Below are 26,009 nucleotides of genomic sequence, written 5' to 3'. Positions count from 1 at the left end.
ATGTTCCGTCTAACTATCCGCATGAATCGTTTATCTAAGCGTCTACTTCTGCTCGTTTCCGCCTGCATTCTGCCTTTATCGCTACAGGCTCAGGCGAATAACGCCTCGCACACCCTGACCTATGCTCCCGGCAAATCCATCACGCTCTCCTTGCCGGAGAAGTTCGATATCAATGTCGCAGCCAGCGGCCTGCATCGCGTGCGCTTCTTCGCACAGGCGCCTGACGGCCGCATCTTTGTTACCGGAATGTATGACCTGGCCGATAACACGCAGGGTTCCATCTTTATCCTCGACGGCTGGAACGAGAAGACCCACACCTTCGCACACGTCACACACTATCTCGACCACCTGCGCAATCCCAACAACCTGGCCTTCTGGACCGATCCTGCCACCCATCAGACGTGGCTCTATCTGCCGCTCACCGACCGCCTGGTGCGCTATAAGTACAACCCCGGCGACAACGCGCCGAGTTCACCACCACAGGTTCTCATCCACTACCCCGACTACGGCCTGAACTACAAGTACGGAGGCTGGCATCTGACCCGCACCGTCGCTGTCGCTACGCTGCATGGGCATACCCGCATTTACGTCGCTGCGGGCTCCTCCTGCAACTACTGCCGCGAGCACGAGGTCATTCGCGCTTCGCTCAGCGTTATGGACCCCGATGGCTCCCACCCGCAGCTTCTGGCGCATGGCCTGCGCAACGCCGTCGACCTGCGCTTTATCCCGGGGCTCGATGGAGGCTCGCTCTTCGCCAGCAACATGGGCGATGACCATCTCGGCGACACCCTGCCCGAAGACTCTTTCTTTGAGCTCGACTCGAACGCCAAGCCCGGTGCGATTGCAGGGGTTCACCTCGGCTCATTCACCAACGTGAACTACGGTTGGCCCACTTGCTACTTCGCCCATGGGAAGCCCACGCTCGACACCACAGCGCTGCCCGAGAATCCAGGGCCCGATGATCCTGCAGTCGCCGATCGCCCTGTGCTGGCCAAAGCTGGAACCCTGCTGCCAGCGGGAGGGGGCCATGCCTCGACAGCCGACCCCAACGCCGACCTCGGGACTGTCCCTGAGCCTCTGACCTCCTGCAAGGACGTCCCAGCAGCCTACACGACCTTTGCCGCTCACAGTTCGCCACTCGGCATAGCCTATTTTGGCAACGACAGTCCTCTGCTGCATGGCAGCTTCCTCGTTGCGCTGCACGGCGCAGGGCATCAGCGTATCGGCACAGGCTACCGGCTCACGCAGTTCACTCCAGGCGACCGCACACCACGCGACTTTCTCACCGGCTTCCTCACGAAGGTGAATGGCAGACCCGTCATTCACGGGCGTCCCTGCGGCCTTCTGCAGATCGGACCGGACAGCTTCCTGCTCACTGACGACTACCTCGGCCTGGTGTACTTCATCTACCCGAAGAGTTAGGGAAATATCTCTGGGCTATGCCGCTGCCCGTTCAACTGGTTGTACACGATGAACTTTCACCTTAATCTCGATCCGCGATCCCAGCCGATTGATGATCGAAACCAGGCGATCCAAGGTGAACCGTTGGAGGTCGGCATTGCGAATGCGAGAGAAATCGGCAGCAGCAATTCCCGTGCGACCGTGAGCACCGCGAACGCTTAGACCATCTCGATCCAGCATCTTGATGATTTCAGCCGCCAGAATAGCTTTGAGTTGCTCGACATCGGCCAGTTCACGTCCAAAATCGCGGAACACGTTCCCACTGCCCCGTACAACTTCCATCGGTTCGCTTTTCATCGAAGCATCTCCTTCAATCTTTTCAGGCGGTCGTTTATCAGTTCGATTTCATGTTTAGGGGTCTTGATCCCTTGCGTCGACTTCTTCTGGAAAGCATGGATCACCCACACATCGGTTCCGATCTGTACCGCATAAACGACGCGAAACGCATCCCCTCGATAGGGCAGCGCTATTTCGAGAACTCCAGGGCCTAACCCATGTAAAGGCTTCACAATATCTGCCTTCCCACCCTCAGATGCAATCGTCAGCGCAGTCCAGCAGATCATTTGGGCTTCATCAGGAAATCGGTCGAAATCCTTACGAGCCGCCTTGATCCACGAAATGGGTCGCGTTTTTCTTGTCATTCTCTCGCTGCTTTACATGTTGTCAAATATGACAACATGCGTCAAGGAAAACCTATCCCGTTCCCAACGGCTAAAAAGTTCAGATACCGTCTGACGGGCTATCTATGCGGCAACATAGACAGTCCCTAATGTCGAGGCCCCTTCTTCGGGATCACCTTGCTCTTACCGAGGGCTGCCGTCGATTCGCGCTCGATCAGGGCTGGGTCTACGAGAACTTCTGAGAGCGGCGGCTCGCCTCTGTCAATGATCCCAATCAGATGCTCGGCCGCTAGCTCGCCCATCTGCGCCAAAGGCTGACGCAGTGTCGTCAGGCTGGGCGTCAGATACCCCGCGCTCTCGATATCATCGAACCCTACGACGGAGATGTCTTCAGGAACCCGCAAACCGGCCTCGCGGAAGGCACGAATCGCGCCGATTGCCGTCACGTCGTTGAAGGTAATCAACGCCGTGAAAGGAACCTTCGCCGCCAGCAGCGCCAGCGCACAGCGGTAGCCTTCCTCGGGCATCGAAACCTCATGGGGCAAATTTCCTGAGTGCAGTTCCTTTACCAGGCGCTCGTCCAGCACAATGCCATGCTCCTTCGCACTATCCCTAATCCCCTGGAAGCGTTGGCTGGCGGTTGCACGCCATGGATGTCCTTTGATCACCGCAAAACGGCGGTGTCCGAGCCCGGCCAGGTATTCCATGGCGTGGGCGCCTCCACGATGATTGTTCAACGCGAACCGCGGTACACCTTCCACCTTCGGAGCGCTGCCCACCATCACCGTCGGCCTGCCTGGGTCTGCGACCAACTTGGTGTTGATCAGCAGAAACCCCTCCACCGCACGTTCCAGCAGCCGCCGCGGATACTCGCGGATCAACTCTTCCTGGTTATAGTGGTTCGCTGTGAAGTAGAGATACTTCTCCTGGGTCAGCTTGCGGTCGATGCCGGAAAGTATCGTCGACGCATAGGGATCGCGAATCTCCGGCAGCACCACCGCAGCGGTAAAGCTGCGCTTGGAGTACAGATACTTTGCATAGAAATCTGGGCGGTAGTCGAACTTGGCCGCCGCATCGATAATGCGTTTCCGCGTCGCTTCGGGGATCAGCTTCGCCCGCGGAGCGTCGTTCATGACAAGCGAAACTGTACTCGGCGAAAGCTTCAAATGCTCCGCCAGGGCCTTTTGACTGATGGGTTTTTTTACGACTTGTTTTTTCTCTTCAGGCATTCTGCACCATCTCCTGTGTCGCCAACCAAGATATACGTTTGACGGCCAGTATGACGAAACCTTTCGAAATTTCGAACGGCATGCATTTACACTGGTCTCCAAATGATCGATGAAATTATCTTCCGCCGCGAATCCGACCAGGCCCTCGAAGCCTTGAAACAGGCCCTTATCCGTGCCGAGGAAGACGGCGGCTTTGAAGCCGAAGAAAAGAATGGCGTCCTCAACGTCCTCTTTGAGGACGATAGTGCAAAGTTTGTATTCACGCCCAATACGCCCGTCCGGCAGGTCTGGATCTCGGCGCAGTCCACCTCATTCAAGCTTGAATGGAACGAAGATGCCAAAGCATTCACGCTGCCCAAGACCGGGGAAGACCTGCGGACGCTCACCGAGCGCCTGCTACGCGAACATCTGAACGATCCTTCCATCTCTCTGTGACCTGAGGTGCCATGCTCGTCTCTGTCGCGATTGTGACGAAAAACGAAGAAGAGAATCTGCCACGAACGCTCGCGAGTGTCAGCTGGGCCGATGAGATCGTGGTCGTCGATTCGGGCTCGACCGATCGCACCCAGGAGATCGCGCGCAGCTTTGGCGCCCGCGTGATCGAACGGGAATGGCCGGGTTTTGCGGCGCAGAAAAACTTTGCCATCTCCCAGTGCACCGGTGCATGGATACTCTCCCTCGACGCCGATGAAGAACTTACGTCCGAACTGCAGACCCAGATTCGCACGATGCTGCCCACAAATCCGCCAACAGACGCCTACTACCTGCCCCGTCGCAACCTGTTTTTAGGACGCTGGATCAAGCATGGCGGCTTCTATCCCGACCCGAAGCTGCGCCTGTTTCGACGCCGCGCCGCGAACTTTGCGCTGACCCCACATTTTCAGGAACGTCCCGTCCACGAGACCATCGCCTTTGACGGCGCGGCCGATACGCTGGACTTCGACATCATCCATAACGCCTACCCGGCGCTCTCCACATACATCGAGCATATGGACCGCTACAGCGGCCTGGGCGCGGACCTGCTGATAGCCAATGGCAGGACCAGCCGCTCCGTGTTCAGCTTCGTGATCAATATCTTCCTGGTCCCGCAGCTGATGTTCCTGTGGAACTATATCTTCCGCCTCGGCTTCCTCGACGGTCGCGAAGGCCTTCTGCTGCACCTGTACCATGCCACGTACACCAGCTGGAAGTATGCGAAGGCCTGGGAGAAAATGCGCAAGCTTCCACTGCACCCAACAGCCTAACTCCGAACTGGGTGCCCCATCTTCGTTCCTGTTCAAAATTCTGACTACCAGGCGATTGCTTCGCCCAGATGAAAGAACCCGCCCGTTGGCCCCTTTTCAGGCAGCGTTGCGAGCTGGACCTCGGTCTTTGCGCCCTCAACCACGTTCATCGGCGCGGCACTGCCGCCCATGTCCGTCTGGACCCAACCGGGGTGCGCCGAGTTCACTTTGATCTTCGTCCCAAGCAGTTCGTGCGCCAGATGAATGGTAAAGACGTTGAGAGCCGCCTTCGACGAGTTGTACGCGAATAGCTTGGTGCTGTAGGTGGGTGAATCCTTCGTGGCCTGCAAGCTCACCGAACCGAGAATGCTGGACACGTTCACAATCCGCGCGGCTTCCGCCTTCTTCAGAGACGGCAGGAGTGCCTGAGTGAGCGCCAGCACGGCAAACAGGTTCGTCTCGAACGTCGCGCGCAGGTCGGCAACCTTTGTCTCGCTGGTGCTGTTCTTGGTCCAGCTTTTTTCGATCATGGCTCCAGCGTTGTTCACCAGCACGTCGAGCTTGCCGAACTCGTTCTCCACCAGCTTCGCAACGGCGTCAATATCAGACTGCTTCACAACGTCCAGCTTCACCACCCGGGCGTCCACCCCGTCAGCGCGCAGCTGCCGCGCCGCCACCTCACCCTTCAACGCATCCCGCGAACCTAGCAGAACCGTATAACCCAGCTTGCCGAGCTGCCGCCCGGTCTCGAAACCAATGCCCTTGTTCGCCCCACTAATCAGTGCAACCTTCTTCTCGCTCATCGTTTGCTCCTCGATCTGATGCTCCTCTTTCCGGCCCCTTTGTACGATGCAATATCGTCGCAAAACGCTCCGCGAACCTCGCCGGCATCTCACGCTTCTTCATGTCCCGCCCAACGACAACGTGTACCGTTTCGCCCTCGCACAATAACAGCTCATCCGTCGAGCGAACAATCGCATACCGAAGCCGCAGGATTGGACCACGCAACCCGATCAGCCACGTCTTTACAATCAGTTCGTCATCATAGCGCGCAGGCGCCTTATAACGCACGGTGGCTTCGGCAACCGCGATCATCGCGCCGTCTTCGGACTCCAGGCTCTTGTAATCCAGGCCCATTTGACGCATGAGCTCAACGCGCCCCACCTCAAACCAAACCAGGTAGTTGGCGTGATAGACCACGCCCATCTGGTCGGTCTCGGCGTAGCGCACGCGCACACGCGTCTCCCCAAAACCACGCTCCAGGATCTCTTTCATCTCGCTCATCTCCACAGTCTAGCGAGTTGTCGCCGTTTTCTGTTGCCAGCTTATTTTTTCTTAACCCCTGCTCTTCCACACCGGCTTCCGTTTCTCCAGAAACGAAGCCACACCCTCACGAAAATCGTGTGTCTCCCGCGAAGCCGCATTCGCCTCCATCGCCAGATGCAGCGCACGATCCAGCCACTCCGCCTGCTGCGCCCGCAACAGTCGCTTGGTCGCCTGCAGGCTCTCGGGAGAGTTCTCCATCAGCTCCTGCGCCAGCTCGGCAGCCCGTCCCTGCAATCCCTCTCTATCCACCACCTCATTCACCAACCCGAGCCGCAAAGCCTCCACTGCGTCAAACTTCCGGGCACTCAACAGCAGCCCGCGCGCCACTTTGTCACCCACCAGCAACGCAAGGTACACACCTACCAGCGCCGGAATAAACCCAATCCGCGCCTCCGTAAAGCCGAACTGCGCCTCTGGTCCCGCTAACGTGAAATCGCAGAGTATGGCTAGCCCCGTGCCGCCCGCAATCGCAGCCCGGTGGACCACAGCGATCGTCGGAACATCGCAGTCCCACACCGCGCGAAACATCCGCGCTACGCGGTTCGCCTCTACGCGATGCTCCTGGGGGGTGCGCCCAGCCATCTTGCGCAACACAGACAGGTCCAGTCCCGCACAAAACGCCTCGCCCTTGCCCGCAAGCACGATCACCCGCGCTCCAGCGCCAGCAGCCTCACTAAAGGCGGCGATCAACTCCTCCTGCATCTCCGGCACAAGCGCATTCCGCCGCTCAGGCCGATTCAGCGTGATCGTCCGTACCCCGTCTTCGTCTTCTACCAGTACTGTCGACATCGTTGATATCTCCTAGAGCTGTGATTAAGTGACAAGTGAAGAACCATCATTTTTAGCTTTGCTCACTTATCACTTGTCACTTTCTTACTGCACTACCGCTCCATACTTCTTCGCAATCTCCGCACTTGCCGCAGCCAGCCCATCGAGAGACCGCAACGGCGGAAGCTCCGCCCCCAGCTCCGCCAGCGTCGCAAGCAGGGTCTCTGTGGATAGATTTCCCACCAACGCATCCTGCGCAAACGGACACCCACCCAGCCCGCCGATGGCCCCGTCGAACCGTCGACAACCGGCCTCATACGCGGCTTTTACCTTGGCAGCGGCATCGTCCGGCCGCGCATGCAGATGAACTCCGATCTCCAACCCCTCATGCACTCCCATCACGCAACCGACCACATTTCGCACGAGCTCCGGCGACGCCATCCCCACCGTATCCGAGAGCGATACCTGCAGCACCCCCGCATCCACCATCAGATCGACCGCGCTCACCACCTCGTCGATGTCCCACGGGTCGCCGTACGGATTGCCAAAAGCCATCGAGATGTACGCCACCAGGTCAAGCCCGGCCTTATAGGCTTGCTCGCCAATCTGTTCCAACTGGTCCAGTGCCTCTTCGGGTGTCTGCCGCTGATTGCGGTCGAGAAACTGCGGCGAGATGGAGTAAGGAAACCCCAGCGTCTGCACGGCACCCGTCCTCACCGCGCGCTCCGCACCCTTCGCATTCACAACGATGCCGATGATCTCGACATCATCGGGCGGATCGAGATAGTCCAGCACCAGTTCGGAGTCAGCCATCTGCGGCACAGCCTTCTCCGATACGAAGCTCACCGCATCGATCGTCGTGAATCCGGCCTCTATCAGCGCACGCAGATACTGCGCCTTCACCTCAGGCGGCATTACCTTCGGCAATCCCTGCCAGGCATCTCGCGGACATTCAATAATCTTTACCAAATTAACCTCTGTCTCTGACCGCTATCTTTACGGATGCTTTTCATACTGTTACAGGCAGCTTCATGTCTGCAGCACTCCTGGATTAAATCTCGGCACTTCGGGATTGAGGGCACAAGCCTCCAATGCCGTCATCAGCACCTCACGTGTCTTTGCCGGGTCGATGATCGCATCGATCCACAATCTCGCCGCTCCATACCGGGGATCGGCCTGCGCATCATAGGTGGCCTTAATCTCGTCGTAGATTCCCGCCTTCTCCTCCGCCGACAAAACCTTGCCCGCGCGCTCCAGCTGTTTTACCCGTACCTCCACCAGAGTATTCGCAGCTGACGCTCCACTCATCACCGCATACCGTGCCGTCGGCCACGCAAACAGGAAGCGTGGATCGTAGGCTTTGCCGCACATCGCATAGTGTCCCGCACCGAACGAGCCTCCCAGGATAACTGTGATCTTGGGCACCACTGAAGTCGACACTGCCGACACCATCTTCGCGCCAGCACGGATGATACCGCTCCACTCCGCGTCCTTGCCCACCATAAAGCCGTTCACATCGTGCAGAAATAGCAGCGGCACCAGTTGCTGGTTGCAGTCCATAATGAACCGCGCCGCCTTCTGCGCGCTCTCGGTATAGATGACGCCGCCAAACTCCGTGCGCTTCGTCCCAGCCTGCGGCCCCATCGCGACGGTCTGCTGCTGATTCTGCTTCTGGTTGGCGACGATCCCCACAGCGCGCCCGCCGATCCTCGCATACCCACAGACCAGCGTTCGCCCGAACTCTGCCTTGTACTCATCGAACTCCGAGCGGTCGACCACCCGCGCAATCACCTCGCGCACGTCATAGCTGTTGGTCGCAGCCTTCGCCGGATCCATCAGCCCATATAAGTCCTCCGCAGAGAATCGCGGAGCATCCTTTCCCGGATCGAACGCTACACGACTGAACACCTCGTCGTCTGTCGTCTGCTGTCCCCTGCGCCCCAACTTCCCTACCAGTGACCGCAGGCGCGCGATGCACAGATGATCGTTCGGCTCCTTGAAGTCCACCGTGCCCGATATCTCCGCGTGCATCTGCGCACCACCAAGCTCCTCCGCCGGAGTCTTCTGCCCGATCGCCGCCTGCACCAGCGCAGGACCGGCAAGGAACAATCCAGAACCCTCCGTCATCAGAACGGTATCCGTCATCACCGGCAGATACGCTCCCCCCGCAACACACATCCCCATGATGGCCGTTATCTGCGGTACGCCCAGCGAACTCATCACCGCGTTGTTGCGAAAGACCCGCCCAAAGTCGTCCTGGTCGGGAAACACATCCTCCTGCAGGGGCAGAAACACGCCCGAAGAGTCCACGAGATACAGCGTCGGTATACGATTCTCCAGCGCAATCGTCTGCGCCCGCAGCACCTTCTTGGCGGTCATCGGAAAGAACGCGCCAGCCTTCACCGTCGCATCGTTGGCGACGATCATGCACAGCCGCCCCTCGACGCGCCCCAGCCCCGTCACCACGCCAGCACCCGGCGCGCCACCGAACTCCGCATACATTCCATGCGCAGCCCATAGGCCCAACTCTGTCCACTCCGAATCCTTATCGAGCAGCAACGCCAGCCGCTCGCGCACCGTCAATCGACCCTTCGCATGCTGGGCGTCAGCAGCTTTTGCACCGCCGCCCTCGCGGATCGTGCCCTCTTCCGAGCGCATTTCGCCGAGCAGCGCCACCATCGCCGCACGGTTGGCTCCAAACCGCACCGAGCCGCTATCGAGCTTTGATTCCAGATTATTTGCCGCTTTCAAATCTTCTGCCATCGCACCATCCAAAGAACTCGCAAGGATAGCATCACCGCATTCCTATCCGGTGTATGTTGAATTTATGGCTCCCGTCAAACAGCCGCGGCTAACCGCCCGCCAGCTCGAGTTGATCGCCCGTGCGCTCGCGGAACCGCGCCGCGTGAGAATTCTGCAGGAACTCGGCGCCCAGGCCGAACCGACTCCCTGTATGACCCTGCACAAGAAACATCGCATCACAGCCGCTACACTCTCGCACCATATCAAAGAGTTAGAGACGGCGGGCCTTCTGCAGATCGTCCGCGAAGGCAAGTTTGCCAACCTCATCCTGCAGCGCGATGTCCTGCGAGCCTACCTCGACCAGCTCGCCACAATTTAATTTCGTAGAATCCAACCACTTTCCCTGACATCGAACTCTCATATGATTAGACACTTATCAAAGTGTCTAATCAATACAGGAGATTTCGAATGAGCAAGCTCAAAGGAAAAGTGGCCGTCGTTACAGGCGCGTCCAAAGGTATTGGCGCGGGAATCGCAAAGGGCCTGGCGGCAGCGGGAGCCTCTGTTGTTGTGAACTATGCCTCCAGCAAGCAAGGCGCAGACCAGGTCGTCGCAGAGATTACCAAGGCCGGCGGCAAAGCCATCGCGGTCCAGGGGGACGTCTCGAAGAGCGCCGATGTAACGCGACTCTTTGCCGAGACCAAGAAGGCCTTCGGATCGCTCGATGTACTCGTCAACAACGCCGGCGTCTATAAGTTCGCTTCGCTGGAGACAGCTACGGAAGAGGACTTCCACTGGCACTTCAACACCAACGTCCTTGGCCTGTTCCTGGCCACGCAAGAGGCCGTAAAACACTTCGGACCCAACGGCGGAAGCGTGATCAACATCGGCTCGGTTGCGAGCCGGCAGACTCCGCCCCAAACCGCGCTCTATACAGCGACCAAGGGTGCCGTCGACGCGATCACCGGTGTGCTCGCCAAGGAGCTAGGCGCGAAGAAGATCCGCGTCAACTCCATCAACCCAGGCGCCACAGAGACCGAGGGCTACCAGGCCATAGGGCTTGCCGGCAGCGACTTTGAGAAGCAGATGATCGCGCAAACCCCGCTCGGCCGCTTCGCCAAGCCGGAGGACATCGCGCCACTCGCCGTCTTCTTGGCATCGGATGACTCAAGCTGGTTGACCGGAGATATTATCCTCGCGTCCGGTGGGTTGCAGTAAGCGATGCGCGATTGCGGATGCCTTTGTTTGCTTTTCGCCGTCATCCTGAAGCGTAGCTGAAGGACCCCCGCATTGGTGGCAGCACCAATGCGGGGGTCCTTCGCCGTTGGCTCAGGATGACGGCGAAAAGCAAAGACTTAAAAACCATTGGAGTCCGACACCACCATCCCCAGTTCGTACAATCGTTCTATGAGCCTGAGCCTCCGCTCCACCGACGCCCTCCTCGTCATCGACATGCAGAACGACTTCCTGCCTGGTGGCGCGCTAGCCGTCAAAGACGGCGATGCCATCATCCCCGGCATCAACGAGCTTGCCGCGAAGTTTGAGCATGTCATCCTCACGCAGGACTGGCATCCGCGGGGACACATCTCCTTCGCCAGCACCCATGGCAAGCAGCCCTTCTTCAGCACCGTGGAAGCCCCTTACGGCACCCAGACCCTCTGGCCCGACCACTGCCTCCAGGGTTCGCGCGGCGCGGAACTCCACCCCGGCCTCGATATCCCACACGCCGAACTCATCTTGCGCAAGGGGTTTCGCCAGAACATCGACAGCTACTCTGCTTTTACCGAAAACGATCGCACCACCCCGACGGGACTGGCCGGCTATCTCCGTGAGCGAGGGCTACAACGGCTCTTTCTGACGGGGCTAGCGTACGACTTCTGCGTGGGATACTCGGCGCTTGCTGCCGTAAAGCTGGGCTTTGAGGTGCTCGTCGTCGAAGACCTCAGCCGCGCCGTCGGCTTGCCAGGCACCATCGATGCGACCAACAATGCCTTCGCCGCGCAAAGCGTTCAGCGCATCACATCCTCAGCGCTACGCGATTGAAATCTCAAACCACTCCCGACGCTCTCTGGCCTGAAGCGATGGCCACCGTTACCGCCTGCAAGTACGAGTTTGGCGCAGGCCGCGCCCTCGCCTTCGGAGTTCCCTCCGACAAACACTTTCGCATCTCGTTCAACTACTGGGCCAACGATGAACTCCATACGGGCGAGTTTTACTCAGAGACCGCCATCCCGCAGGGCCATCTCTTCCCCATCACGTACAACCCCGAAGCACCGCATGAACACAGCCACTCAAGCGCCACCCCGGCCACGCGTAGTCCTGTGATCGCCATCGGCATCATCGGATCACTCATCCTCTCGCTGGCGTGGTTCGCCGTCATGCGAGGATGTCACTAACCTTCCGAAGCAATCCCCGCCAGGCCCAGAACCCCAGCATGCTCCTGCATCGCCAACAGGCAATTCCCAATGTGCTCCTCCACGGGAATCTCCAGCAACTCCGAGCCGCGTGTGATGTCCTCGCGTTTCACGGCCCGGGCGAACCCCTTGTCCTTCATCTTCTTCTTCACGCCCGCGACCTCAACGTCGGCAATCGACTTCGTTGGCTTGACCAACGCACAGGCCGTCAGAAAGCCGGCAAGTTCATCGCAGGCAAACAGCGAGCGGTCCAGATGCGTCTCCGGCAGCACGCCTGAGTAGTCGGCATGAGCCAGGATCGCGTGCAGAATCTCCTCCGGCCAGCCCTGCTCGCGCAGAAACTTTACCCCTACAAAGGGGTGCTCCTCCGGCGTCGGATGCCTGTCGTAGTCGAAGTCGTGCAGAAGCCCCGCGCAACGATACTTCTCGGCAAACCTGGCCGCCGCCTCGCCCTCCAGCCCCAGTCGCGCCGCCTCACGAACCCCGTAGGACTCCGTACAGCAAGCGACGGCTAGCCCGTGCTTCACCAGCGACTCGCTCGCCGTCCACTCCCGCAGCAGCGCCTCTGCGCGCTGCGCCGTAAACTCCTCGTTCATGGCAACCCCTCAATCCTGAGTTTCGCATCTCAGCACACCCATCGCTGGTCCTCTGTCCTCTGTCCGCTGTTTCCTGTTTCCTGTTAACTACTTTGGTTCTCTTCCCCTTCCATACCATGTTTCTCGCGGAATCTTCGGTCTTACCCCTTGACTCTTTGGGCACCCAGTGTCAATCTAGGCACATCGCTTACCTCCTTATCGGACGTAGGCGTACGGTGCCTTGCTCTGGCAGCCGTCCGCAACAGACAATATGGCAACCATGATGGCGCCCGTCAGCGCAGTGGAGGTCCAGCCTCAGGCTGAGCCGTTCACCGAGCATGAGGCTTCCCAGCGTGAAGTTCTACGCTGCGATCACTGTAAACTGGTGCAATTCCGCACCACTGCAGATACCTGCCGCCGCTGCAAAAAGTCTTTGCTGCCGGAGCTTCCCAAAGTTCAACCTGCTATCGCGCTCGTCCCTGAGCCTGCGACCAAGTCCACCGATGGCGGCGGCCTGCAAGTAGCCAGCGCCGTGCGCGATCTGCGCCACGTTCGCAATCTCTCGCAGCGCCAACTCGCTGCGCGCATGGGTGTGCCACGCACCTACATCTCGAAGATCGAGAACGGCAAGGCGATGCCTACGCTGTCCTCCCTCGACCGGCTGGCGCGTGCGCTGCAGGTGGACATCTCCGCCCTGTTGCGCGACGCACCCACCCGCCACCAGGACGAGACTGCCGTGCTCATGGCCGATCCGTTCCTGGCCGAGATCGCGAAGTACTCTGCTCACCTGAACGCGACGCAGAAGTCTATATTTCTCAACCATGTCCGCGAGATCGCCCAGGGGCGTACACGCCGCACCGCGTAAGCGTTCCACCTCTCCGCACGACCTCCGGCGCCGCACCCCTCGCTCTTTATCTGGGCGAAGGCTGCGGCGCCTCTCCAATTTCTCGACTGTTTACGGTTAACGGTTCCCTCTTCACCGCTTTTTCAGCTACCCTCAACAGAGCGAGTATCTTGTGCGCGAATCTTCCTCCAGCCGCGTCTACCAACGTTCCAATCGTGTCCACGAACTGACGCACGAAGAGCGTGCGATCTACGACACGCTCGACCCCTGTCGCATTCCGCAGCACGTCGCCATCATTATGGATGGAAACGGCCGCTGGGCCGGCAAGCGCGCCCTCAAGCGCTTCCTGGGCCACCAGCAGGGCGCGGAGAGCGTACAGTACGTCGTCGAGACCGCCTCGCGCATCGATCTGCAGTGGCTTACGCTCTACGCCTTCTCGCTCGAAAACAACCTGCGCCGTCCGAAGTCTGAGGTCAGCTTTCTCATGAAATTGCTGAAGAGCTACCTCGTCTCCAACGTGAAGCGGATGAACGACAACAACATCCGCATGGCCTACATCGGCCGCACCCATGAGCTGCCCAGCGAAGTACAGGACACGATGCAGTGGGCCTCCGAGCAGACGGCGAAGAACACTGGCACGACACTGACCCTGGCCCTCAACTACGGTTCCCGGTCCGAGATCGTCGACTCCGCCCGCTCGATTGTCCACGCGATGCTCGCCGAGGCGGCGAAGCGCGGCATCTCGCTCGAAGACATGCTCGCGGCGGAAGGTGTCGACGACGCGATCAAAGCGCGCATCGACGAGCCGCAGATCGGCGAACACCTCTACACCGCGCACATGCCCGACCCAGACCTCGTTGTGCGTACCAGCGGTGAGCAGCGCATCTCGAACTTCCTGCTGTGGCAGATCGCCTACGCGGAGATCTTCGTCACCGAACGCCTCTGGCCTGACTTCCGCGGCCCACACCTGCTGGAAGCCATCGCCGACTACCAGCAGCGCGAGCGCCGCTTCGGCGGCCTGGGCGAAACGAGCGACGAAGACCTGAGCGACGTGCTTCCGACGGAAACGGAACTGGCAAGGCAGTAGCTGCCGTTACGTGCAAAACGATCGGTCCACCCCTATTCGCTACTTTGCGAGACGAGCCTGTCCAAAGTGATAGGCAAGATGTCCACTCCGCGCCAACAAAACTGTAAACCGATTTCGGTGGGGCTCTTTCGCAAAGGCTTCTTCGGAGACCAGGGCATGGCGCTCCAGCCACTCCTCCGCTGAGAGTTTGGCCATCTCCACCCGCAACCGCTCATGCACCACACCCCACGCAGCTTTCAGCTCCTGCGCCGACCAAATTGGCGTTACCGCCCTGTCCGCGTTCTTGAGGAACATCGCATCCAGCTCCGGATGAAGACGCTCCCCCAACCGCAGAACCGAGTACAGCGCATCGCTTACAGCCAGCAGATGACCCCACAGATAGATCAGGCGGTTCTTACCTGGAGCCACTTCCCGCTCCAACGCCTCTTCCGTCAGTCCTGAGAACAACTTGCCAGCCTGATCGACGCCGTTCTGCCACAACTTCAGCGTTGCATCAGCCAGCAGCTTTGCGCTCGGTTCCTTCGTCTCCATATGTGCCGTATTCCCTTCGTCTCCGTGGTCTGTGTCGCACACTAAAGATGAAGTCCAACACGCAAACGGTTCACATCTTTGAGCCATCCACCCACTCCCCTGGCCTGAAGAGATCCGCGTGAGAACCGCTACACCCTCCCCATCGTTCATGGTGTATATTTCCAAGCGTTCAGGAGAATCACCACCTCCTGAGCCTTGAGATTGGAGACTGCTATGACCCCCAAAGCACCCAAGCTACTCATCGTTGTTGCCACCACTGCCCTGTTCTCCATAGGGGCAATTCCAGGAACGCACATCGCTCCCGTCTATGCCACCAGCACTCCGACCGTCCAGCAGCTTACACCCCAATCGCCCAATGTCGCAGCGGGCGAGGGCGAGGCGAAGAAGCTGCTTCTGCTGATGGATAAAGACCAGAACGGCAAGGTCTCCAGGAAGGAATACATGGACTTCATGGCCGCCGAATTCGACCGGCTGGACATGAACAAGGACGGCGAACTGGACGTGAAGGAGTTGACACAGTCACAACTCGTTCCAGCCCGGGGAGGCTACCACAGGTAAGCTCCATGTATCCTCAACCAGAAGCATGAAGCGCATTCTTACCGCCATCGTACTCATCGCCCTGGTCGTCGCACTTGTCTTCTTTGGCAAGCCCTGGATGATCACCGTGTTCTCCGCCGTCGTCGCCGGGCTGGCGGCCCTGGAGTTCCGCAGCCTCGCTGCCACTGGCGACAGCCCCGTGCCGCTCTGGTGGACGCTCGGCGCCGTTGCGCTGTTCTTTCTGACCACCTTCTTGCGGCCGCAAGACACCATCGTGGCCGTCGCGTTCGCAACGCTGGTGCTCTTTACCTGGAATGCCTTCCGCTCGCCGCTCTATCGCGTGCTCTCCGAAACAGCCGCAGGCCTGCTGATGCTGGTCTACATCGCCTACCCGCTAACGCTGATCCCGAAGATCTGGAGCGAAGTAGACGGCACGGCGTTGCTGCTCTTTCTATTCCTCTGCGTATGGTCGGGAGACATTGCCGCCCTGTATGTCGGCAAGCGCTTCGGCCGCAGCAGGCTCGCGCCGCAGCTTTCGCCCAACAAGACGTGGGCAGGTGCGGTCGCCTCGGTCGTCGCCAGCGTGGTCTTCGGCCTGGGACTCGTCCTCGGGGGTGACTGGCTCGCCACACACGGATCCAACTTCACGCTGCTGCATACCTCCGAACCCTGGTGGCAGTTCCTGCTGCTGGCCATCCTGCTGAATGTGGCTGCGCAGTTCGGCGACCTGTTGGAGTCGGCCCTAAAGCGCGGGGCCAACGTAAAGGACTCCGGCACCCTGCTGCCCGGCCACGGCGGCGTCCTCGACCGTATCGACGCACTGCTCGTGGCGGCTCCGGTACTGTGGTTTGTTGTCGTGATTAAGGAGTTTTTCTCGCTGGGCAGCTTCTAGCAGTGTGACCAGGCGAAAAAGGTGTTCATGCTTTTCTTGTTGTCATTCCCGTAGGCCGGGGCCCCAGAGAGCGTTCTTTGCTCGCTGGTGTGGAAGAGAATCTGCTTCCGGTCTGACACCCATATCTTCAGGAAAAACCTTGCTACTACGGTCGAGAAGCAGATTCCCTCCGGGAATGACAACAAAAAAAGCAAAGACCGTTTCCTGCGATTGCCCTGCACCGAACCATGGCTACCATCTCTAACACCGCCAATTCTGCGAAAATAGAGCAGTGAAAAAGATCGCCCTCCTCGGCTCAACCGGCTCCATCGGCCAGAGCACCCTCAGCATCTGCGAATCGCATCCGGACCGCTTCCATCCCGTCGCCCTCGCCGCCGGATCGAACCTCGACCTTGCATTGGTCCAATGCAAGCGCTGGCGTCCACAGATTGTCTCCGTCAGCACCGAAGCGCTGGCGGACGAACTCTCCACGCGGCTCGCTGCCGCCGGAGTTACCGGCATCGAGGTCGTCTACGGCACCGCCGGAACGGTCCGCGTGGCAACGCTTCCCGAGGCCAACTTCGTCGTCTCGGCCATCGTCGGCGTCGCCGGACTTGAGGCCACCTATGCTGCCGTACTCGCCGGTAAGACCATCGGGCTGGCCAACAAGGAGTGCCTCGTCGCCGCCGGAGACCTGATCCTGAGTGCCGCCCGGGAGCATAACGTCGATCTGCTCCCTATCGACTCCGAGCACAACGCCATCCACCAGTGCCTGCGTGCCGGCACAGCCAATGAGGTAAAGCAGATCTGGCTCACAGCCTCCGGCGGCCCCTTCCGCAACACACCTCTGGCTGACTTCGAGCACATCACCCCAGAGCAGGCTCTAAAGCACCCCACCTGGGTCATGGGCCAGCGCATTACCATCGACTCCGCGACGCTGCTCAACAAGGGCCTGGAGATCATTGAGGCCTGCCGCCTCTTCAACCTGCCGCCCGCCCAAGTGCGTGTCACCGTGCACCCGCAGTCGACAATCCACTCGCTGGTCGAGTACGTCGACGGCTCTATCCTGGCGCAGATCTCGATCACCGACATGCGTCTGCCGATCCTGTACGCCCTGGCCTGGCCGGAACGCGTGCCCAGCGACCTGACCTTCGACATGGCCGCTTTGTCGCAGCTCAGCTTCCAGCAGCCCGACTTCGAGCGCTTTCCCTGCCTGCGCCTCGCCTACGAGGCCGCAGCCGCCACCCAGAACCACTGCATCGCCCTGAACGCCGCCGACGAGATTGCGGTCGACGCCTTCCTCCGGGGCCAACTGCCGTTTCTTGGCATCCCACGTACAATTGAAGGAGTGCTAGCGCTCACCGCCAGTGGTTCCCCAGCGTCCATCCCTGAGGTGCTCGCGGCGGATCGTGCCGCACGCGAACTCGCGAGAGAGTTGACGCTCAGCGCGGTGCGCACCTAGACACCGCAAGCTCCATCGACTCGACTAACGCAGATTCACTGAGGATCTCCCCGCCGTTTATGCACATTCTTTTCGTCATCGTCGAATTCCTAATTGTTCTTGGCTTTATGGTGCTCGTCCACGAGTTTGGCCACTTCGCCGTCGCCAAGCTATGCGGCGTGCGTGTGGAGGCCTTCTCGATCGGCTTCGGCCCGCGCCTCTTCGGAGTGCTGCACAACGGCACCGATTACAAGATCTGCCTGCTCCCGCTCGGCGGCTACGTCAAGATGGCGGGCGAGTACAACGGCGATACCGTGACCACAACCGGCGATCCCGATGAATTCGCCTCGAAGCCTCGCTGGCAGCGCGTCTTGATCGCTCTCGCAGGCCCCTGCGCGAACTTTATCCTGTCGTTCTTCCTGCTGGCCCTGGTGGCGCACTTTCACTACGAGACCGAAAAATTTCTAACCGATACAGCAGTTGTCGACTACGTTCCGCTGAATACACCCGCTGCCAAGGCGGGAATTGGTGCGGGCGACACGATCCTGCAGTTCAACGGCATCAGCCATCCAACCTGGATGCAGGTCTTAACCGAATCGGCGCTCAATGAGCATCGCGTCCTTCCTTTGGTCATCAACCATAACGGCCAGACGGTCTCCACCAACCTCAGCATCGATCCCGGCACCGGCAATGAGTTTGGTCCGGACAGCATCTCAACGATCGGCCTTATCCCACAGGAGCAGCCAGGACCGATCAGCGTCACCAGTATCGAGGCAGGATCGCCCGCCGACCGTGCCGGCCTCAAACCCGGCGATCTGGTCCAGCGCATCGACTCCCTGGAGCCCCACTCCGTACCCACACTTCTTGCGTACCTCAAGGACCGCAACGGAGCACAGGCCACTCTGCTTGTCCTTCGCGGCGGCCAACCGGTAACACTAACCGCCAAGCCTGAAATGATGGAAAGCCCCGGCGCCCCCACACAGTACAGGCTCGGCTTTCAATACATGCATCCGCCCGTTGAGGTGCTCAAGCTACCGTTGGGCCAGGCCTTCAAGCAGTCCCTCAAAGACAACAAGGACAATTCGACGTTAGTTCTGCGCATCCTTAAAGGTCTGTTCACGCGCCGTGTCTCGGTCAAGCAGATGAGCGGCCCGGTCGGCATCGCACAGCAGATCGATATCGCCACGCAGATGGGGTACTGGTCGCTGGTCCAGTTCATGAGCACCATCTCGCTCCAGCTCGGCATCTTCAACCTGCTGCCTATTCCGATTCTCGATGGTGGCATGATTCTCTTCCTGCTTATCGAGAGCGTTATGCGACGCGATGTCAACATGGAGATCAAGGAGCGCATCTACCAGGTTGCGTTCGTCTGCATCGTTCTCTTCGCCTGCTTCATACTCTTCAACGACATTACGAAGCTGCATCTCGGCAAGCCGTAGGTCGGATAGTCGATCACCGTTGTCGCTGGTGTCGGTACTTGTTTTTCGCCGTCATCCTGAGCCAGTCCTGAGCGAAGTCGAATGGACGAAGGACCCCCGCATTTGTGGTGCCACAGAAGTAGGTGCCACCACGAACAAAATGCGGGGGTCCTTCAGCTACGCTTCAGGATGACGGCGAAAAACAAACAACAACCACGACTACCGCTCTAAACTTCCCTACCCCTCAGTTCCGTCACAATCTCCGCCGCGGCCTTCCGCGCGTCATCTTCCCTCTCCACCGGAAAGCTGATCGCCCCTACTCGCGCATGTCCACCGCCGCCGTAGCGCTCGCAGATCTCCGCAAGATTCGCCAGTTCGCTCGCGGGTTTCGGCGTCCACGGATTGGTGCCCACGGAGACCTTCGTCCTGAAACTCGACTTCGACAACCCGACATTGTAGGTCCCCTCGGGATGCACATAGTACGGGATGAACTTGTTGTAGCCCTCGGTCGGCTGGTCGGTAATATCGAAGGTGATGACGCCGTGCTCGCACTGTGCGCGCGAGCGGATGAGTTCCAGCCCCGCCCAGTGCCGCTCCATCAGCGGTCCGAGAAGCTCCTGCACGAATGGCTGATCGAGCACCTGCTGTAACGTCATAGCCGTCAGCAGCGGAATGATCCTCTGCACCAGAGCACTCTCCTGCGCGCTCTCAATCACCATCGTGAGCTTCATGGCGGGCTCGGCCATCTCCACCGCAGCCTTCGCGCTCTCGTACTTCGCTCCATCCACGATGTCAGCCCAATGGATCAGCTCCGACAGCGGAGAGATGTCCATGCCGAACTTCGTGCTGGCGATATGCGCGATCCAGCTTGTGCAGCTGGTGTAGCTCGCGTCGAAGAACTGCCGCGTTGCAAGCGGCCCCGGCGAGCCGTCGGGATTTGTCTGACCACGCCGGAAGTTCGCCTCGTCCTCCGGCGAAAGAAACGCCGAGAGATGATGGTCGAACCACCAGGACACCAGAGGAGAAGGCGAGTATTTAAAGTCGACGATCGCGTTCTCGCCTTCGGTCGCGAACCAGCTCTCGTCAAACAACGCTCCCGCACGGTGGACCAGCCCGTGGTAATCGAAGCTGGACGCTGTACCGATGCATTCGCGATGAAATCGGGTAAACAACGAAGCCGAACAGGCTCCGTCAAAACATTTATCGTGATAAAAAACACGGCAGTTCAAGCGAAAACGACCTTCTGGCTAGAGCGGTCCCACAGCAGGTAGAATCGCTCAAAATGCCCGTAAGAATATAACCAGCATAGCTGAGCTGCCAGGAACTATTGCAGGTCTTCGCGCGTATTATCCGATTACGCTGCAAACATCTTCACAGAGCACAGGAAGAAATCATGGCCCCGGTTCCCGAACACGACACATCTTCCGTTCCCAATGACTCCCTGGCACAGTCACCGGTGCAGAGCTCGTCGGCGCATGGCATCTTCATAGGCCGCTTCGGCCTCCGCGCCGGCTGGGGCATCGCCATCTTCGTATCGCTCTTCCTGATCTTCTCCCTCATCCTTGGGGCCGGAGTCCTGGCAGCGCGTGGCAAGTTGAAAGAAACCGTCACGAAGATGCAGCAGGCCAAAACAGCGCAGAAAGCTCCTTCAGGCGCGCCCGCAACCAAACCCAAGGAGTCTCCCTCTGACATGACTCCAAAGTTTATGGTTCTTGGGGAAGGCGTCCAGTTTGCCGCTCTCGGTCTTGCTGCCTGGGTTCTCTCCCGCATCGAGCGCCGTCGGCTCGCCGTCTACGGCATCGACCATTCTCATCTCCGCGACATCCTTCCGGGTGCGTTCTGGGGCCTCGCGACACTCTCGTTTCTTGTGATCCTCCTCCGTGGGTTCCATCTGCTTGTCTTTGACGGACGGGCACTGGCAGGCGCTGCCATCCTTGTCTTTGGAGCAAAGTGGCTGCTCGGCTTCCTCCTGGTTGGGCTGGTGGAGGAATACACCATCCGCGGTTACGTTCAGTACACTTTCACCCGCGGTGTCTTTGGTCTGGCTGAACGTCTTTCATCCACGCGTACCCGTGCCATCGCCTTCTGGATCGCAGCCTTCTTCATGTCGGCAGTCTTCGGAGCCCTGCATCTCAGCAACCCAGGTGAAAACCGTATCGGCATTGTGATGGTATTTCTGGCCGGCATCGTCTTCAGCTACGCGCTCTGGCGGACGGGTTCTCTGTGGTGGGGCATCGGCTTCCACATGACATGGGACTGGGCTCAGAGCTTTCTCTATGGGGTCCCGGACAGCGGCGGCCTCAGCAGCGGCCGCCTCTTCCACACCCATCCGGTCGGCAACATCCTTCTCTCCGGCGGGAGCGATGGACCGGAAGGCAGCCTTCTCGTCATCCCCATCCTGCTACTCGTCCTTGTAGTGCTTCGCTTCACACGCGCCGGCGAACAACCACCGCTGGCTCCCCTGGATCTTCCGGAAGAGTTGCCGCGGTCCAGTTTGGGTGAGGCAGCTCCCGCCCTCTGAAATCTGCGGCACGATCCTAACGGCACCTTGGATGGAGTTGTGCCTAAGCAGTCACAGCTACACCCGTGTTGCCGCAACATCACCACACCCCAAAGAAAGAAATCATGGCCTCTATCTCCGGGCAAGGCAACACAATCGACCCTCCCGATCCACCGATGTCGCATTCCGGGGGAACATCCCCGGACGATGGCATACTCTTCGGTCGTTTTGGCCTGCGCGCCGGCTGGGGCATCGCGATCTTCCTCGTTCTCTTCTTCGTTTTCTCTGCGGTTGCCCGCATCTCGGCACTTGCGGCAACGGGCCGCGTCAGGCAAACCATCGCGCAGCACAAGGCCCACAGCGCAGAGCAAAAGACCGGGGCGCACACATCGCAAACCATCATGGTGGACGACACCATCATCAGCGAAGGACTTGACCTGCTCGGAGTGGCTCTCGCGGCAGCGATTCTCTCCTTCCTTGAACGACGCCGTATCGCCGCGTACGGAATTGGCAGCGCGCGCCTTCTCGATCTCCTCACCGGGGCTTTCTGGGGTCTCGCTTCACTCTCGTTGCTTGTCGGCATCCTCCGGGCGGCCCACTTCCTCGTCTTCGACTCGCGCATACTCAGCGGCGACGACATTACCACCTATGGTTTTCTATGGCTGTTGGCGTTTCTGGTCGTCGGCCTGCTCGAGGAGTACCTCGCGCGCGGCTATCTCCAATACACGCTTACGCGCGGTGTCTTCGGCGTGGCCGAACGTATCTCACCGAGGCATGCCCGCGCCATTTCGTTCTGGACTGCAGCCGTCATCATGTCGATCGCCTTCGGCATTGGCCACCTGGGTAACCCCGGCGAAACCTTTGCGGGTATCGTCGCCGTCTTCCTTGTCGGCATCACCTTCAGCTATGCTCTCTGGCGCACAGGCTCGCTCTGGTGGGCCATTGGCTTTCATATGGCGTGGGACTGGGCGCAGAGCTTCCTCTACGGCGTTCCGGACAGCGGCGGTCTTAGCGCCGGACGCCTCTTTCAAACCCACCCCGCAGGCAAACCTTTCCTCTCAGGCGGACCTGACGGTCCTGAAGGCAGCATCTTCGTGATCCCCACTCTGCTACTGGTCATGCTTATCATTCGCTTCACCACTCGCGCCGGGGTGCAACCACCGCTGGAACCATTGCCTGCACCCCACGACCTTCAACAGGAGGCTCACAGCCTCATCGCCTAAAATTGTAGTAACACATGCCTCTCCTTCCCCCTGACTCTCCCACTCCTCACGATGGCAACGATACAGAGCAGGACGGGCCACGCCTTTTCACTCGTCGCGACCATATCAGCGCGCCGATTCCGCAGCACGAGCGCCCTTCAGCCTTTGCGAAACTTACCGAGAGACTGCGCAGACAGCGTCGTGAAGCTGCTCCGGGGGCTCTACAACGCCTCCCCTTGCGTAAAATCTCTATCGCACTTGGTGTACTGGTCCTTATCGCTTTCGTTGGCTTGTGCCTGCTAGGCGCGTGGTTGCGCCACTCCATGCATGCGGCGCTGCCGCAGATCGACGGCACGCTGCACGTTGCCGGTCTCAGCCAACCAGTCACGGTGACTCGCAATGCACAGGGCGTGCCCTCCATCCAGGCCGGCACTCTCGACGACCTGCTCTTCGCGCAAGGCTTCGTCGCTGCGCAGGATCGCCTGTGGCAGATGGACGCACTCCGCCGCCACGCCTCCGGCGAGCTTGCCGAGATCCTCGGCTCAAGCCTCGTCGAACATGATCGCACCCAACGCACACTACAGATTCGCGCTGCAGCCGACCGGGCCATCGCCGTCCTGCCTCCCGATCAGCTGCATCAGCTAGAAGCTTATGCTCGCGGCGTGAATGCGTTCCTCGAACAGAACAGCGACCGTCTTCCGGTGGAGTTCCATCTCCTGCACTACACGCCTGCCCCCTGGCAGCCTCGCGACTCGCTGCTCGTCTCTCTGGCGATGTTCCAGGATCTGTCGACAGAGTTCCCCACCAAAATGCGGCGCGAAGCGCTCGCAACCCATCTTCCGCCAGAGCTTATGGCTGACCTCTATCCAGTCGGCTCATGGCGTGACCATCCGCCCTCACAACCCTCAACGGACCTGACCACCCCCAAGCCGGAGATCGAGCAGATTCCGTTGGACCGCTCGCAGTCCCTCCTCGCAACTCCGCAGGACATCCTCCGCATAGCTCAGCAGTTCCCCGGCCAGCGTTGCGAGAACTGCCGTGCCGGTTCGAACAACTGGGCAGTTGCCGCATCTCGCTCGGCCTCGGGAGGTGCTCTACTCTCCAACGACATGCACCTCTCGCTGAGCGTGCCGGACATCTGGTACGAGGCCAGCCTGCATGGCGCCACACTCGACGTCACCGGCTTCACGCTGCCCGGCGTACCCTTCGTGCTCGTCGGCCGCAACGCGCACGTCGCCTGGAGCTTCACCAACCTCGGCGCCGACGTACAGGACATCCGCGTCGAACATCTGCGCGGTTCCGGCCAGAGCACCGAATTCGAACGCGCCGACGGCACCTGGTCGCCGGTCGCACACCATAGCGAACTCATCCGCGTACGCCGCGGCCGCGATATCCAACTCGACGTACTCACGACCACGGAGACAGTCGGCAACGTCGAACTGGCAACGCCGATCATCTCGCCGTTGTTTCCCTCTGAACATCGCACTCTTTCGCTGGCATGGACCATCTACGACCCGGCCAACGTCTCCTCGCCTTTCCTCGATATTGACGCAGCCAACGACAGCGGCTCCCTAGTCGCCTCCTTCGCCAGCTTTGGCGGCCCCTCGCTCAACCTCATCTACGCCGACGACAACAAACACATCGGCTACCACGCCATAGGACGCATCCCGGTTCGTGGGCCCGCAGTGCACTATCCACGCGCCGCCCCGCCAGCAGTCCCTGTAGGCCCCACACCGCCCGATGAAGATGATTCCGAAGATGCGCCACAGGCAAGTCTGATAACACCGGAAGACAACCCAGCGAGCCACAAATCGGGTCCCCCATCCTTTGCTGCACGATGCAGTGAAGCACCAAGAGCCTTTGCGCAAAGGGTGGGGTATAGACGCCAAGCGCGCCACAAACATTGGCATCGCGCTCTGCGTCGGGGGTATCGCGCGGAAGCGCGACCGCTTTTCTCTACTTGGCCAGCCAGTTCTACGGTTATGCTCGACACAGCGTTCCACCCTGTTCGCCGTGGACAGCGCGTTCCGCCTCGCACCGCAAAACCCCAGCCCAAACCCAAACCAAAGCCTAAAGAAGCGACAAAGCCGGACGAAGAACCTATCATCGCGGCACCCGTGATCGACTACACCATCGGCTCCCCTATCTCGCCGTTACCCGTGGATGCCAAAGACACCACGCAGCAGTGGTCGGGATACATTCCCTACAACGAGCTACCGGCCATCATCGACCCGCCGAATGGCTTTCTCGCCACTGCCAACGCCCGCATCACACCTGACGACTATCCCTACGCCATCGCCCTCGACTGGGGAGCGCCGTATCGCGTGGAGCGCATCAACAAGCTGCTTGCGGGCCGCAACGGCCTGACATCGGCCGACATGCTCGCCCTCCAGAACGACGTTCACTCCGAGTTCGATCGTGTCGTCGCCCAGCGCCTCGTCTACGCCCTGGACCACGCCTCACAGGCCGCGCTCTCGCACGATACAAAACGCCTGCACCAGACCGCGGATATTCTGCGCTCCTGGAACGGTGAGATTACCCCTGACTCCGCCGCGCCCTCCATCATCAACGCCACGCGCACTCAGCTCTGGTCGATGTTATTGCTGCCACAGATCGCCGCACATGACAAAGCGGGCAAACACAAAGCCCGCCCACAAGAGCTGCTCGCGCTCTACCAGTGGGGCGAACAGGCTGATGCGCTGGAGAGCCTGCTCGCGCACACTCCAGCACGCTGGTTGCCACCTGGCTTTGCGAACTGGAACGACTTCCTGGCGGAAGCCGTCGTCCGAGCGCTGCACGACGCGCATGCGCCGTCGGACGTGTCCTCGTGGCACTTCGGCCCCCTGCACCCAGCCGAGATCGACCATCCCCTCTTCTCCATGTCGCCGCTATTTGACCGGATACTCGGCACCGCAACCGGATCGGGGCCTCGCGCAACGGCGGGCAACGCAACCACCATCCGGGCCATTGGCCATCACTTCGGCCCTAGCGAGCGCTTTACCGCCGACCTCGCCAGCCCGGACGCGACCACTGGCAACATCACCACAGGCGAGTCCGGCAACCCCGCCAGCCCGTGGTATCTCGACCAGTTCGAACCCTGGCTAAAGGGCACGACTCTGCCGCTGCCCCTGCACGACAGTCAATCCACCCACACACTCACACTCTTACCGTGATCTTTGCCCAGTTATTACTGGGCGATGGAGGAACTACCCGGTGTAAA

At 59.9% G+C, this 26,009-nt stretch carries 27 protein-coding genes; 16 read left to right on the top strand and 11 right to left on the bottom strand.

Annotation, left to right across the window (positions count from 1 at the left end):
* Positions 1-21 precede the first annotated feature (21 nt).
* On the top strand, positions 22-1,422 hold the full coding sequence (locus GSQ91_RS05190) for a sorbosone dehydrogenase family protein (RefSeq protein ID WP_158820198.1): 1,401 nt from the start codon (positions 22-24) through the stop codon (positions 1,420-1,422).
* 15 nt (positions 1,423-1,437) lie between these two features.
* On the opposite strand, the gene GSQ91_RS05185 is transcribed toward GSQ91_RS05190, so the two are convergent.
* From GSQ91_RS05185 to GSQ91_RS05175, 3 genes are all read right to left on the bottom strand, one after another.
* Entirely contained in the window at positions 1,438-1,758 is a 321-nt protein-coding gene (locus tag GSQ91_RS05185) for a helix-turn-helix domain-containing protein (RefSeq protein ID WP_158820197.1), read from the bottom strand.
* On the bottom strand, positions 1,755-2,102 hold the full coding sequence (locus GSQ91_RS05180; RefSeq protein ID WP_158820196.1) for a type II toxin-antitoxin system RelE/ParE family toxin: 348 nt from the start codon (positions 2,100-2,102) through the stop codon (positions 1,755-1,757). The genes GSQ91_RS05185 and GSQ91_RS05180 overlap by 4 nt, the downstream gene beginning before the upstream one ends.
* Before the next feature lie 125 nt (positions 2,103-2,227).
* Complete coding sequence (locus GSQ91_RS05175) at positions 2,228-3,310, bottom strand: LacI family DNA-binding transcriptional regulator (protein WP_158820195.1); 1,083 nt, start codon at positions 3,308-3,310, stop codon at positions 2,228-2,230.
* A 102-nt stretch (positions 3,311-3,412) separates the two neighbouring features.
* On the opposite strand from GSQ91_RS05175, the gene cyaY reads away from it, so the two are divergent.
* Both cyaY and GSQ91_RS05165 read left to right on the top strand, forming a co-directional pair.
* The gene (gene cyaY, locus GSQ91_RS05170; RefSeq protein WP_158820194.1) at positions 3,413-3,745 is read left to right on the top strand and encodes an iron donor protein CyaY; all 333 of its coding nucleotides are present in this window, start codon (positions 3,413-3,415) and stop codon (positions 3,743-3,745) included.
* An 11-nt stretch (positions 3,746-3,756) separates the two neighbouring features.
* Complete coding sequence (locus tag GSQ91_RS05165; RefSeq protein WP_158820193.1) at positions 3,757-4,554, top strand: glycosyltransferase family 2 protein; 798 nt, start codon at positions 3,757-3,759, stop codon at positions 4,552-4,554.
* 44 nt (positions 4,555-4,598) lie between these two features.
* On the opposite strand, the gene GSQ91_RS05160 is transcribed toward GSQ91_RS05165, so the two are convergent.
* From GSQ91_RS05160 to GSQ91_RS05140, 5 genes are all read right to left on the bottom strand, one after another.
* On the bottom strand, positions 4,599-5,336 hold the full coding sequence (locus GSQ91_RS05160) for an SDR family oxidoreductase (protein ID WP_158820192.1): 738 nt from the start codon (positions 5,334-5,336) through the stop codon (positions 4,599-4,601).
* The gene (locus tag GSQ91_RS05155) at positions 5,308-5,808 is read right to left on the bottom strand and encodes an acyl-CoA thioesterase (protein WP_371417086.1); all 501 of its coding nucleotides are present in this window, start codon (positions 5,806-5,808) and stop codon (positions 5,308-5,310) included. The genes GSQ91_RS05160 and GSQ91_RS05155 overlap by 29 nt, the downstream gene beginning before the upstream one ends.
* Before the next feature lie 60 nt (positions 5,809-5,868).
* Complete coding sequence (locus GSQ91_RS05150) at positions 5,869-6,648, bottom strand: enoyl-CoA hydratase/isomerase family protein (RefSeq protein ID WP_158820190.1); 780 nt, start codon at positions 6,646-6,648, stop codon at positions 5,869-5,871.
* Between the two features lie 84 nt (positions 6,649-6,732).
* Positions 6,733-7,596 (bottom strand): hydroxymethylglutaryl-CoA lyase, encoded by an 864-nt coding sequence (locus tag GSQ91_RS05145; protein WP_158820189.1) that lies wholly within the window; start codon positions 7,594-7,596, stop codon positions 6,733-6,735.
* A gap of 60 nt (positions 7,597-7,656) precedes the next feature.
* Complete coding sequence (locus tag GSQ91_RS05140) at positions 7,657-9,390, bottom strand: acyl-CoA carboxylase subunit beta (RefSeq protein ID WP_158820188.1); 1,734 nt, start codon at positions 9,388-9,390, stop codon at positions 7,657-7,659.
* 64 nt (positions 9,391-9,454) lie between these two features.
* Here GSQ91_RS05140 and GSQ91_RS05135 point away from each other — a divergent pair, with 64 nt between their 5' ends.
* The 4 genes from GSQ91_RS05135 to GSQ91_RS05120 all read left to right on the top strand — a co-directional run bounded on the left by GSQ91_RS05135 (position 9,455) and on the right by GSQ91_RS05120 (position 11,765).
* Positions 9,455-9,748 (top strand): helix-turn-helix transcriptional regulator, encoded by a 294-nt coding sequence (locus GSQ91_RS05135; protein ID WP_158820187.1) that lies wholly within the window; start codon positions 9,455-9,457, stop codon positions 9,746-9,748.
* 89 nt (positions 9,749-9,837) lie between these two features.
* On the top strand, positions 9,838-10,587 hold the full coding sequence (locus tag GSQ91_RS05130; protein WP_158820186.1) for an SDR family NAD(P)-dependent oxidoreductase: 750 nt from the start codon (positions 9,838-9,840) through the stop codon (positions 10,585-10,587).
* Between the two features lie 189 nt (positions 10,588-10,776).
* Positions 10,777-11,412: a bifunctional nicotinamidase/pyrazinamidase gene (pncA, locus tag GSQ91_RS05125; RefSeq protein ID WP_158820185.1), complete on the top strand. Its 636-nt coding sequence runs from the start codon at positions 10,777-10,779 to the stop codon at positions 11,410-11,412.
* A gap of 38 nt (positions 11,413-11,450) precedes the next feature.
* Complete coding sequence (locus GSQ91_RS05120) at positions 11,451-11,765, top strand: hypothetical protein (RefSeq protein ID WP_158820184.1); 315 nt, start codon at positions 11,451-11,453, stop codon at positions 11,763-11,765.
* On the opposite strand, the gene GSQ91_RS05115 is transcribed toward GSQ91_RS05120, so the two are convergent.
* Positions 11,762-12,379 carry an HD domain-containing protein gene (locus tag GSQ91_RS05115; RefSeq protein WP_158820183.1) on the bottom strand — a complete coding sequence of 206 codons (618 nt, stop codon included), beginning with the start codon at positions 12,377-12,379 and terminating at the stop codon, positions 11,762-11,764. The two genes, GSQ91_RS05120 and GSQ91_RS05115, sit on opposite strands and share 4 nt — an antisense overlap.
* A 250-nt stretch (positions 12,380-12,629) precedes the next feature.
* Here GSQ91_RS05115 and GSQ91_RS05110 point away from each other — a divergent pair, with 250 nt between their 5' ends.
* Positions 12,630-13,223, top strand: coding sequence for a helix-turn-helix domain-containing protein (locus GSQ91_RS05110; RefSeq protein WP_158820182.1), 594 nt, complete (start codon positions 12,630-12,632; stop codon positions 13,221-13,223).
* A 151-nt stretch (positions 13,224-13,374) separates the two neighbouring features.
* Positions 13,375-14,289: a polyprenyl diphosphate synthase gene (uppS, locus tag GSQ91_RS05105; protein ID WP_158820181.1), complete on the top strand. Its 915-nt coding sequence runs from the start codon at positions 13,375-13,377 to the stop codon at positions 14,287-14,289.
* A gap of 39 nt (positions 14,290-14,328) precedes the next feature.
* Here the strand turns inward: uppS and GSQ91_RS05100 are convergent, their stop codons facing one another.
* Entirely contained in the window at positions 14,329-14,820 is a 492-nt protein-coding gene (locus GSQ91_RS05100) for a DinB family protein (RefSeq protein ID WP_158820180.1), read from the bottom strand.
* 213 nt (positions 14,821-15,033) lie between these two features.
* On the opposite strand from GSQ91_RS05100, the gene GSQ91_RS05095 reads away from it, so the two are divergent.
* The 4 genes from GSQ91_RS05095 (at position 15,034) to rseP (ending at position 19,108) form a co-directional block, all read left to right on the top strand.
* Positions 15,034-15,378 (top strand): EF-hand domain-containing protein, encoded by a 345-nt coding sequence (locus GSQ91_RS05095; RefSeq protein WP_158820317.1) that lies wholly within the window; start codon positions 15,034-15,036, stop codon positions 15,376-15,378.
* Positions 15,379-15,403: 25 nt separating this feature from the next.
* Positions 15,404-16,249 (top strand): phosphatidate cytidylyltransferase, encoded by an 846-nt coding sequence (locus GSQ91_RS05090; protein WP_158820179.1) that lies wholly within the window; start codon positions 15,404-15,406, stop codon positions 16,247-16,249.
* Positions 16,250-16,520: 271 nt separating this feature from the next.
* The gene (locus tag GSQ91_RS05085) at positions 16,521-17,690 is read left to right on the top strand and encodes a 1-deoxy-D-xylulose-5-phosphate reductoisomerase (protein ID WP_158820178.1); all 1,170 of its coding nucleotides are present in this window, start codon (positions 16,521-16,523) and stop codon (positions 17,688-17,690) included.
* A 59-nt stretch (positions 17,691-17,749) separates the two neighbouring features.
* Positions 17,750-19,108 carry an RIP metalloprotease RseP gene (rseP, locus tag GSQ91_RS05080; RefSeq protein WP_158820177.1) on the top strand — a complete coding sequence of 453 codons (1,359 nt, stop codon included), beginning with the start codon at positions 17,750-17,752 and terminating at the stop codon, positions 19,106-19,108.
* Positions 19,109-19,314: 206 nt separating this feature from the next.
* Here the strand turns inward: rseP and GSQ91_RS05075 are convergent, their stop codons facing one another.
* A complete protein-coding gene (locus GSQ91_RS05075; RefSeq protein ID WP_158820176.1) occupies positions 19,315-20,316 on the bottom strand; it encodes a DHH family phosphoesterase in 1,002 nt (333 codons plus the stop codon).
* Positions 20,317-20,480: 164 nt separating this feature from the next.
* Here GSQ91_RS05075 and GSQ91_RS05070 point away from each other — a divergent pair, with 164 nt between their 5' ends.
* From GSQ91_RS05070 to GSQ91_RS25810, 3 genes are all read left to right on the top strand, one after another.
* Entirely contained in the window at positions 20,481-21,608 is a 1,128-nt protein-coding gene (locus GSQ91_RS05070) for a CPBP family intramembrane glutamic endopeptidase (RefSeq protein ID WP_158820175.1), read from the top strand.
* Positions 21,609-21,712: 104 nt separating this feature from the next.
* A complete protein-coding gene (locus GSQ91_RS05065) occupies positions 21,713-22,810 on the top strand; it encodes a CPBP family intramembrane glutamic endopeptidase (protein WP_216845065.1) in 1,098 nt (365 codons plus the stop codon).
* 14 nt (positions 22,811-22,824) lie between these two features.
* Positions 22,825-25,962 (top strand): penicillin acylase family protein, encoded by a 3,138-nt coding sequence (locus tag GSQ91_RS25810; protein ID WP_254064367.1) that lies wholly within the window; start codon positions 22,825-22,827, stop codon positions 25,960-25,962.
* The last annotated feature ends 47 nt before the right edge of the window (positions 25,963-26,009 follow it).

It is taken from the genome of Granulicella sp. S156 (genome assembly GCF_009766105.1).
GTDB lineage: Bacteria > Acidobacteriota > Terriglobia > Terriglobales > Acidobacteriaceae > Granulicella.
The sequence above is the reverse complement of the archived record's forward strand: the minus strand, read 5'-3'. Positions and strand labels throughout refer to the sequence as shown.